Raw genomic sequence first — 8,529 nt, forward strand, 5'->3', positions numbered from 1 at the left:
TGGCAGGCGCGGCTTGAAGTGAGTTCAGCATTTCTAGGACAGGGAACGCTTGATCGTAATTGCGCTGACCGGTTCGGTTGAGGGGGGCGCGAAGGAATGCGGCCTACCCTGTTTCCTTCGATCAGCCCACCAGCGGGAGCTTCGCAGTTGCCGGCACGAACGGCCGAATAACCATCCCATCGCCGCTGATCGTGACAAAGCTCGCCGGCGGAATGGCCTGCCAGTCGCTGCCTTCGCGGTCGAAGGGTTCGGAAACGATGCAGCGACCGCCATTGCGGAGCGAGGTGTAGAGCGTTGGCGCGTGGGCGTCGCTGGCGTAGCGCACGGCATAGAGCGCCTGCCCATCCGAGAACGCTGCGGTCAGTTTCAAGGCTGGCTCCAGACCGGCGCGGCGCGATGCCTCGATGACGCGAGCGGTGGCGCGCGATACTGCCCCTTGCGGGTCGCCAGCAAGACCCTCGTCGATCATCAGCAGGAAAAACAATTCGGAATCGGTGGTGCCCTCGCGCTGGTCGAAGGCGGCGTCAGAGAGCGAGTTCTCCAGCGCGCGGCGGATCTTTTCGACGCCGCCGATCTGGCCGTTGTGCATGAACGACCAGCTGCCGGAGATGAAGGGATGGCAGTTCATGCGGCTGGTGGCGCCGCCGGTCGACGCTCTGACATGGGCGAGGAACAGGCCGGATTTGATCTGCCGGCACAGGCTTTTCAGATTGGGATCCGACCAGGCCGGCAGGATGTCGCGGTAGAGGCCGGGCTCGGGCCGGTCGCCATACCAGGCAAGGCCGAAACCGTCGCCATTGGTCGGCGACTTGGCTTCCTGGGCGCAATGGCTCTGGGCAATCAGCGAGTGGCAAGGCGCGGTGACGACGTCTTCGAGGAAGACCGCTTCACCCAGATAGGCCGCCCATCGGCACATCGCTTCTAACCAATCCTAGGCGCGATCCAAGAGAGCCTGGGGCTCCTTCACCGCGTGCGAGCCTCTGTTGTGCGTCCGCTCGTAGAGTTCGCGAACGATTCGGCTTGCCGTAGTTTCGAAGAGAAACGGCAAGAAAGCGTGAACGAGTGCCGCACCAGCGGCCATCAGGAGGCGCGAGCAGAACCAGGCGGCAAAGGCCATATGGCTGAAATAGGTCTCGCCCACCTTGGCCGGGTGAGAGGTGAACAGCTTCGAAAACAGCGTCGTCATGGTGATCCCTCCTGCCGGGATAAGCCCCGATGTGGGTATCCTGCCACGGGGTAAAGGTTCATCGGTCTCAATTTGTCCTTGTCTAACGCCGTGGTTCGGGACATTCATCCCTACATGGCGCTTGAATTTGATGAAATCGACCGAAGATTGCTGGCCGAGCTGCAACGCGACGGCACACTGTCGGTCGATCAGCTCTCCGAAAAAGTGTCGCTGTCGCGCAACGCCTGCTGGCGCCGGGTCAAGCGGCTGGAAGAGGACGGCGTCATCACCGGACGGGTGGCGCTGGTCGATGCCGACAAGCTCGGGCTCGGACTTTCGGTGTTCATCCTGATCCGCACCTCCAATCATGACCCGGACTGGCTGCAGAAGTTCCGTGCGGCGGTGACTGGTTTTCCCGAGATCACCGGGGTCTATCGCATGTCCGGCGATCTCGACTACGTGCTGCGCGCCCGCGTCGCTGACATGAAGGCCTATGACCGGCTCTATCAGCGGCTGATCGCCAAGGTGGCGCTGTCGGACGTTTCGGCCTCCTTCGTCATGGAGGAGATCAAGGAGACGACCGTCGTTCCGGTGGAATTGCGCTAGGTCACACTGACGCCTGAAAGAAAGCCGTTGATAGGCCTGCGGACGAGTTGACCGAATCGCCGTTCGCGCCGATAGGATCGATTTTATGCGCGCAGCCTTCCAAAATTCCTCCGTCATTGGTCCCACTATCGGCTTCGTCAGGTTGCCGCATGGCGATGGACTTCCCCTTCCCGCTTACGAAAGCACCGGCGCCGCCGGCATGGATCTGCGCGCCGCGGTGCCGGAAGACCGGCCGCTGCTGATCCTGCCTGGCAAGCGCGCCTTGGTGCCGACCGGTCTGATCCTGGAAATTCCCGAAGGAATGGAAGGCCAGGTGCGGCCGCGCTCCGGCCTTGCCTTCAAGCATGGGCTGACCGTCCTCAATTCACCAGGCACGGTCGACAGCGACTATCGCGGCGAGGTTAAGGTGCTGCTGGTCAACCTCGGCGACGAGGATTTCGCGGTGACGCGCGGCATGCGCATTGCCCAGATCGTCTTTGCCGCGGTGACGCAGGTGACGGTTGAGGAGCGCTCGCTGGCCGGCGCCACGACGCGCGGCGCGGGCGGGTTCGGATCGACCGGCACCGCCTGAATGAGCATACCGAAACTGGTCATCTTCGACTGCGACGGAATCCTGGTCGACACCGAGAACCTTGCCAACCGGCGGCTTGCCGAGTGGTTTGTTGCCGCCGGTTATCCCACCACATTCGAATATTGCCGCAAATATTTTTCCGGCCGCAGCATGGCTTCGGTGCAGAAGGAAATCGAAGAGACGACCACGGTGCGGCTCGGCGCCGATTTCGTCGATCGCTGGAATGCCGGCCTGCCCGATCTGTTTGCGCATGGCGTCGAGGCGATCCCCTATGTGCGCGACTTCATCGAGGCGGTTCGCGCGGCCGGCATTCCCTATTGCGTCGCCACTTCTGCGCGTATCTCGAAGATGCACATCACGCTCGGCCAGACCGGGCTGCTGCCGCTGTTCGAGCATGCCATGTTCTCTTCGACCATGGTCAGCCGCGGCAAGCCGTTCCCGGACCTGTTCCTGCATGCGGCAAAGACCATGGGTTTTGCGCCGGCCGACTGCATCGTCATCGAGGACAGCGTTGCCGGCACGCAGGCCGGCATTGCCGCGGGCATGCGTGTCTATTCCTATCATGGCGATCCCTATTCCGACCGCGATGGCCTAGCCGGCGCTGGCGGCGTCCTGTTCGACGACATGCGCGAACTTGCCGGGCTGGTGCCGATCCACTGAAGCTGTGTTAGGTTCCGCGCGGCCAGCCTGAGGCACCCATGCCAACGAACCTGCTTCGCTCCATCCTAAAGCGTTTCACCGTTTCATGGAAACGGCGAACCGCTCTATCTTTTTGTTTTGTCGCAATTTCCGGCCGGAAAACCGCACACACTTTTCCTGAAATTGCTCTAGCGCTTGTGCTGCTGCCGTGGCTTTGGACCGCAGCCAGCGCGCAAGCCGTCAGCTTCCCGGAATTCGGCAGCGCCATCCCCGGTCACATGGATGTGACCTATCTGGACCTCGCAAGGATGGTCATTCCCGGCCTCGCAGGTGACAGCAACGGTTTCTACCGGGGTGGATTGCCGATCGAGATGCGCCACATCGAGGGACCGGATGGCGGCGGTTCGCCGCCTGAGACATCGGGCCTCTCCAACGCCGGCGTGCTCGCCATCAAGGCCGGGGGCAAGGACCGGCTGGCGATGCTCTACGACCTCGGCGACTCTCCCGACAGCGCCGAAGGCTATGCCGTGCTGGCGCTCTACGACATCACAGACAAGCCGAAGCTGCTCGACGCCGTCAATGTCGCGCTCGACCGCGGCACCTATTTCCGTGAACCGGGCAAGCTTTCCGTTGGGCCGAACGACGACATCGTGATCACCATGAGCGCGCATTTCAATTCAAGCCAAAACTACGCGATCACGCCGCTGATCATGGTGCGCGACGACAAATTCCAATTGATCGACATGATCTTCACCTTCGATGAGAACCTGTGCGCCTACAGCCGCAAGCAGGACGTTGCTTTCCAGACGATCGCTGACGGGCAGCCTTATGCCGCGGTCAAAGTGACGGTGACCGACGCCACGGTGCTCAACGGCGAGAGCTGCGACGGCCAGCCGCCCAAGCCTGAAGCCCACGCAATTTCCGTTGCCGATCATTGGGACAAGAAGACGTTGCACTACGTCAAGGATACCGACGCGCTGGACAGATTGGCAGGAGAGAACGCCAAACGCTTCTGAGCCAACCGCATTCGTTTGCCCGGTGCATTTCTGCACGATAGAATCTGCCGATATTCCGCATCTGAAGGGAGCACTCATGGACAAGGGCAAGATCTTTCGCGACCTGCACGCCTCGACCTTCGTCATGCCCAACCCCTGGGATGTCGGCACGACCAAGCTCCTGGCCTCCTTCGGCTTCAAGGCGCTGGCGACGACCAGCGCCGGTTTTGCCTTCTCGCGCGGCCTGCCCGATGGCGCAGTGACCTTCGAGGCGATGATCCACCATTGCCGCGAGCTGACGGCGGCGACCAGCCTGCCGGTGTCGGCCGATCTCGAGAAAGGCAAGGGCGACAGCGCGACGAGTGCCGCCGAGACGGTTTTTGCGGCCGAAGCGGCAGGTCTCGCCGGCTGCTCGATCGAGGACCATACCGGCGATCCCGACAAGCCCATCTATGAGTTTTCACACGCCGTCGAGCGCGTTGCAGCTGCTGCTGAGGCCGCACGGGCGCTCAAGCATGATTTCGTCTTCACCGCACGGGCCGAGAATTTCCTTTGGGGCAAACCGGATCTCGACGACACGATCAAGCGGCTGCAGGCCTTCGAAAAGGCCGGCGCCGATGTGCTCTATGCGCCCGGCCTCAAAGATGTCGAGACCATCCAGAAAGTCTGCTCGGCGGTGAGCAGGCCGGTCAATGTCATGGCACTCCCGGCCTTCACCATCGCCGACCTTGCCATGGCCGGGGTCAAGCGCATCTCGCTCGGTCCGTGGCTGACCAATTTCGCCTTCGGCATGCTGGAAACCGCGGCGCGCGAGATCCAGCAGGACGGCACGTTCGGCTTCACCCGGGCCGCCATCCCGTTCGGCAAATTGCAGGCGCTGTTTTCCAAATCCTCAGGCTAGGGGGTCCCGGCGCATGACGCTCACCGTCGTCGACATGCACACCGGCGGCGAGCCGCTCAGGATCGTCACCGGCGGCTATCCAGACATTCCCAAAGGCACGATCCTGGAAAAGCGCGCCTATGTGCGCGACCACCTCGACCATTTGCGCAAGCTGCTGATCTTCGAGCCGCGCGGCCACTACGACATGTATGGCGCGCTGCTGGTGGAGCCCGACCTGCCCGGCGCCGAGCTGGCCGTGCTGTTCATGCACAACGAGGGCTATTCGACGATGTGCGGCCACGCCATCATTGCGCTTGGCCGCTACGCCGTCGACGAAGGCCTGGTGGCGAAACAGGAGCCAATCACCATGGTCAACATCGAGGCGCCGTGCGGCTTGGTCGTCGCTTCGGTGGAGGTCAAGGACGGCAAAGCGGGATCGGTGTCGTTCGAAAGCGTGCCGGCCTTTCTGTTTGCCCATGACCAACAAATCGAATTGGGGGGATACGGCAAGATTGCGTTCGACATCGCCTATGGCGGCGCCTTCTACGCGCTGGCCGACTGCCATCAATTCGGCCTGGAGTTCGGCCGCAGCCGGGTGCGCGATTTCGTCGACGCGGCAACCGCGCTGACCGAGCGGCTGAAGGCGGCGTTCCCTCTATCGCATCCCGACCATGCCGATCTCGCTTTCCTCTACGGCACCATCCTCACCGATGGACACGATGCGTTCTCCGGCGAGGCAACAAAAAACATCTGCGTCTTTGCCGATGCCGAGGTCGACCGCTCGCCGACCGGCTCCGGCGTCACCGCGCGGCTGGCGGCAATGCATGCCAAGGGTGAGATCAACCCTGGTCAGGAGCGGTCCTTCGAAAGCATCGCCGGCTCGCGCTTTTCCGGAGCGGTGGCGCGCACGACCATGGCCGGCCCGCATGATGCGATCATCGCCCGCGTCGGCGGCCGCGCCTACTATTCGGGCCGGGCGGAATTCACCGTCGAGCCGGATGACGAATTGGGACGCGGTTTTCTTCTGCGTTGATAGGCCTATCGCCCGGCGCTCTCCCGCGCGCCGACCGCCTTGTGCAGATGCACCATCATGGCGGCGGCAAAGAGCGGCGTCAGCAGGTTGAGCAGGGGCACGGCGAGGAAGGCAGCGATGAGCAGCCCGGCCAGAAAGACGGTGCCGGCATATTTCCGGCGCAACGCCCTCGCCTCATCTTCCGGGCGGAAGCGCATGGCGGCGAATTCGAAGAATTCACGTCCGAGCAGATAGCCGTTGACGATGAAGAAGGCGGCGATGTTGACGCCTGGAACCAACAGAAGGAGCAAGGCGACGATGTTGCCCAGGATGACGACGCCGAAGAATTTCACCGACAACACGAGCGAGCGCAGCGCCGGCATGGCGCGTCCGACGGGATCGGCCGGATAGTCGGTGCGCTCGACCACTTCGGCGATGTCGTCGAGAAACAGGCCCGCCACGATTGCCGTCACCGGCGCGATCAGCAGCGCCATCCCGAAGGCAAGAGCGATGGCCGCGATAATGCCGCCCAGCCATCCGGCCCAGGACGGCAGGCCGGGCAACAAGGAGTGAACCCATGGCAGCGCCAGCCAATCGACAAGCCCGGTCAAGACGAACCACAAGGCGACCAGCGCCAGGACGGTCAAGCCCAGCGTCTTCAGGAAAACCGCGCGGAATTCGGGAGAAAACAGCCGGCTGAAGGCGGCGCGGGCAGCGTTGGAGATCACGGCGTTTCCACCCCCAGGAACAAACGGACATCTCCGACATAGGCGGAGACCCTATCAGCCGCAAGCCTGCTGGAGCGGGCGCAATTCCGGACGGGAACTAACTAGAGCATGATCCCAAAAAATGGGGACCGGTTTTTGGAAAAGATCATACTCCAACAAAGGGTTAGATCATGATGAGATTTCAACCAAATCTGATAATGATCTAGCGCGCCAGCGCCCGGGAGCGGGCTGGGATGGTCATTGCCGCAACGCCGGCGACGACGCAGCCCATGCCCCAGAGCGCCGTCGGCCCGATGCTTTCGCCGAGAAACACGACGCCGATGCCGACGCCGATCGGCACGCGCAGATAGGCCTGCGACGTCGTGCCGACCGAACCCAGAGTGTGGATGAGGCGGAAAAAGATGCAGAAGGCCAGCGCCGTGGAGAACACCGACAATGCCAACAAGGCCAGTATCGACGCCATTGAAGGCGACAGGGTCCACGGGCGGTCGAAGGCCAGGCTCAAGGGGACGAGGATGACTGCGCCGCACAGCATCGAGCCGGCGGCCGGCAGCATCGGGTCGAGTCCCCTAAAGCCGCGGCCGAAAATGGCGGCGCCGGCATAGCAGACCGTGGCGGCAATGACGGCAAGCTGCGCCCACAATTGATGGCCGAGCCCGCCAAGCGCCTGGGTGCCGACGATCAGGCAAATACCGGCGATGCCGGCACCGACGCCGAACAGCTTGCGTGCGGTCACGGATTCGTGGCGGGTGATCAGCGCGGTCAGCAGAAAGGTGAAGATCGGCGAGGTCGCGTTGAGAATGGTGGCCAGGCCGGCATCGATGGAACGCTCGGCGGCGGCGATCAGCGTGAACGGCACGACGCTGTTGAGGCAGGCCTGGACCATGAACCGCCACAAGGTCGCGCTGTCCTTGGGCATGGCGAGGCCGCGCCAGCGGATCAGCGCGAGCAGGATGGCGCCGGCAATCAAGGTGCGGGCAGCGATGAAGGATATCGGCGGGATCGTCTCGACACCGATCTTGATGAAGGTATAGGACGCGCCCCACAGGGCGGCCAGCACGCCAAGCAGCGCCAGTTCGGTGGTCATGTCGGTCTTTGCTTGCATGCGGGTGCTTCCAGCGCTTGATTTGAGGCCAAGCTTGTAGGCGACCCGGCGGTCAGATGCTTCGGCCACGGTCGAACTGTGATGGAGCCTCGTCCCAGGTGCGCGCGCCGGCTTGGGCCGGCAAAGGATGGAAATCGGTTGCCATTTTTCGGGGTGATGCTGTAGACCCGCCCGGGCGCGGCAGAAAGCCGGCAGGTTCCGAGGCGGAGACATTGATGCCGGATTTTGACGTGCTTTGCATCGGCAATGCCATTGTCGACATCATCGCCCAGTGCGACGACGCTTTTCTCGAGACCAACGGCATCATCAAGGGTGCGATGAACCTCATCGACACCAAGCGCGCCGAGCTGCTCTACAGCCGCATGGGGCCGGCGATCGAGGCCTCGGGCGGCAGCGCCGGCAACACGGCGGCGGGCGTCGCCAGCTTCGGCGGCCGCGCCGCCTTCTTCGGCAAGGTGTCGAACGATCCGCTCGGCGAAATCTACGCCCATGACATCCATGCCCAGGGCGTTGCCTTCGACACCAGGCCGCTTGAGGGACAGCCGCCGACGGCGCGCTCGATGATATTCGTCACCCCCGATGGCGAGCGTTCGATGAATACCTATCTCGGCGCCTGCGTCGAACTCGGCCCGGAAGACGTCGAGGCCGACAAGGCATCCGGCGCCAAGGTTACCTATTTCGAGGGCTATCTGTGGGATCCGCCGCGCGCCAAGGAGGCGATCCGGCAGACGGCGAAGCTCGCACACGAGGCCGGGCGCGAAGTGTCGATGACGTTGTCGGATTCGTTCTGCGTCGACCGCTACCGGGACGAGTTCCTCGAGCTGATGC

Annotated in this window: 11 protein-coding genes; 7 read left to right on the top strand and 4 right to left on the bottom strand. The window is 63.1% G+C overall.

Features of this window, described 5'->3' with window-relative positions; genetic code table 11:
* Positions 1-121: 121 nt before the first annotated feature.
* Together NKI61_RS25395 and NKI61_RS25400 are read right to left on the bottom strand one after the other, a co-directional pair.
* Complete coding sequence (locus NKI61_RS25395) at positions 122-916, bottom strand: class II glutamine amidotransferase (RefSeq protein WP_023743203.1); 795 nt, start codon at positions 914-916, stop codon at positions 122-124.
* A 15-nt stretch (positions 917-931) separates the two neighbouring features.
* The gene (locus NKI61_RS25400) at positions 932-1,186 is read right to left on the bottom strand and encodes a DUF6356 family protein (RefSeq protein ID WP_023685117.1); all 255 of its coding nucleotides are present in this window, start codon (positions 1,184-1,186) and stop codon (positions 932-934) included.
* A gap of 114 nt (positions 1,187-1,300) precedes the next feature.
* Between NKI61_RS25400 and NKI61_RS25405 the strand changes: the two genes are divergently transcribed.
* The 6 genes from NKI61_RS25405 to NKI61_RS25430 all read left to right on the top strand — a co-directional run bounded on the left by NKI61_RS25405 (position 1,301) and on the right by NKI61_RS25430 (position 5,889).
* Positions 1,301-1,771, top strand: coding sequence for an Lrp/AsnC family transcriptional regulator (locus tag NKI61_RS25405; RefSeq protein WP_023690042.1), 471 nt, complete (start codon positions 1,301-1,303; stop codon positions 1,769-1,771).
* A gap of 85 nt (positions 1,772-1,856) precedes the next feature.
* Complete coding sequence (gene dut, locus NKI61_RS25410; RefSeq protein WP_023743202.1) at positions 1,857-2,342, top strand: dUTP diphosphatase; 486 nt, start codon at positions 1,857-1,859, stop codon at positions 2,340-2,342.
* A complete protein-coding gene (locus tag NKI61_RS25415; protein ID WP_023725825.1) occupies positions 2,343-3,002 on the top strand; it encodes an HAD family hydrolase in 660 nt (219 codons plus the stop codon).
* 257 nt (positions 3,003-3,259) lie between these two features.
* Positions 3,260-3,997, top strand: coding sequence for a hypothetical protein (locus tag NKI61_RS25420; protein ID WP_245271019.1), 738 nt, complete (start codon positions 3,260-3,262; stop codon positions 3,995-3,997).
* A gap of 76 nt (positions 3,998-4,073) precedes the next feature.
* On the top strand, positions 4,074-4,877 hold the full coding sequence (locus NKI61_RS25425) for an isocitrate lyase/PEP mutase family protein (protein WP_352763651.1): 804 nt from the start codon (positions 4,074-4,076) through the stop codon (positions 4,875-4,877).
* A gap of 13 nt (positions 4,878-4,890) precedes the next feature.
* Entirely contained in the window at positions 4,891-5,889 is a 999-nt protein-coding gene (locus NKI61_RS25430; protein WP_023743199.1) for a proline racemase family protein, read from the top strand.
* A 5-nt stretch (positions 5,890-5,894) separates the two neighbouring features.
* Here the strand turns inward: NKI61_RS25430 and NKI61_RS25435 are convergent, their stop codons facing one another.
* Together NKI61_RS25435 and NKI61_RS25440 are read right to left on the bottom strand one after the other, a co-directional pair.
* Positions 5,895-6,596, bottom strand: coding sequence for a sulfate transporter family protein (locus NKI61_RS25435; protein ID WP_023692652.1), 702 nt, complete (start codon positions 6,594-6,596; stop codon positions 5,895-5,897).
* 202 nt (positions 6,597-6,798) lie between these two features.
* Complete coding sequence (locus NKI61_RS25440; RefSeq protein WP_023743198.1) at positions 6,799-7,701, bottom strand: DMT family transporter; 903 nt, start codon at positions 7,699-7,701, stop codon at positions 6,799-6,801.
* A 215-nt stretch (positions 7,702-7,916) separates the two neighbouring features.
* Between NKI61_RS25440 and NKI61_RS25445 the strand changes: the two genes are divergently transcribed.
* Positions 7,917-8,529, top strand: a 613-nt coding sequence (locus NKI61_RS25445; protein ID WP_352841441.1) for an adenosine kinase, incomplete at its 3' end; no start/stop codon positions are given.

The sequence above is a fragment of the Mesorhizobium sp. M0514 genome, assembly GCF_040321145.1.
Taxonomy (GTDB): Bacteria; Pseudomonadota; Alphaproteobacteria; order Rhizobiales; family Rhizobiaceae; genus Mesorhizobium.

Bases quoted from the DNA above. Each gene is read 5' to 3' on its own strand.
- NKI61_RS25395 (WP_023743203.1), bottom strand. From the start codon at position 916: ATGTGCCGATGGGCGGCCTATCTGGGTGAAGCGGTCTTCCTCGAAGAC.
- NKI61_RS25400 (WP_023685117.1), bottom strand. From the start codon at position 1,186: ATGACGACGCTGTTTTCGAAGCTGTTCACCTCTCACCCGGCCAAGGTG.
- NKI61_RS25405 (WP_023690042.1), top strand. From the start codon at position 1,301: ATGGCGCTTGAATTTGATGAAATCGACCGAAGATTGCTGGCCGAGCTG.
- dut (WP_023743202.1), top strand. From the start codon at position 1,857: ATGCGCGCAGCCTTCCAAAATTCCTCCGTCATTGGTCCCACTATCGGC.
- NKI61_RS25415 (WP_023725825.1), top strand. From the start codon at position 2,343: ATGAGCATACCGAAACTGGTCATCTTCGACTGCGACGGAATCCTGGTC.
- NKI61_RS25420 (WP_245271019.1), top strand. From the start codon at position 3,260: ATGGATGTGACCTATCTGGACCTCGCAAGGATGGTCATTCCCGGCCTC.
- NKI61_RS25425 (WP_352763651.1), top strand. From the start codon at position 4,074: ATGGACAAGGGCAAGATCTTTCGCGACCTGCACGCCTCGACCTTCGTC.
- NKI61_RS25430 (WP_023743199.1), top strand. From the start codon at position 4,891: ATGACGCTCACCGTCGTCGACATGCACACCGGCGGCGAGCCGCTCAGG.
- NKI61_RS25440 (WP_023743198.1), bottom strand. From the start codon at position 7,701: ATGCAAGCAAAGACCGACATGACCACCGAACTGGCGCTGCTTGGCGTG.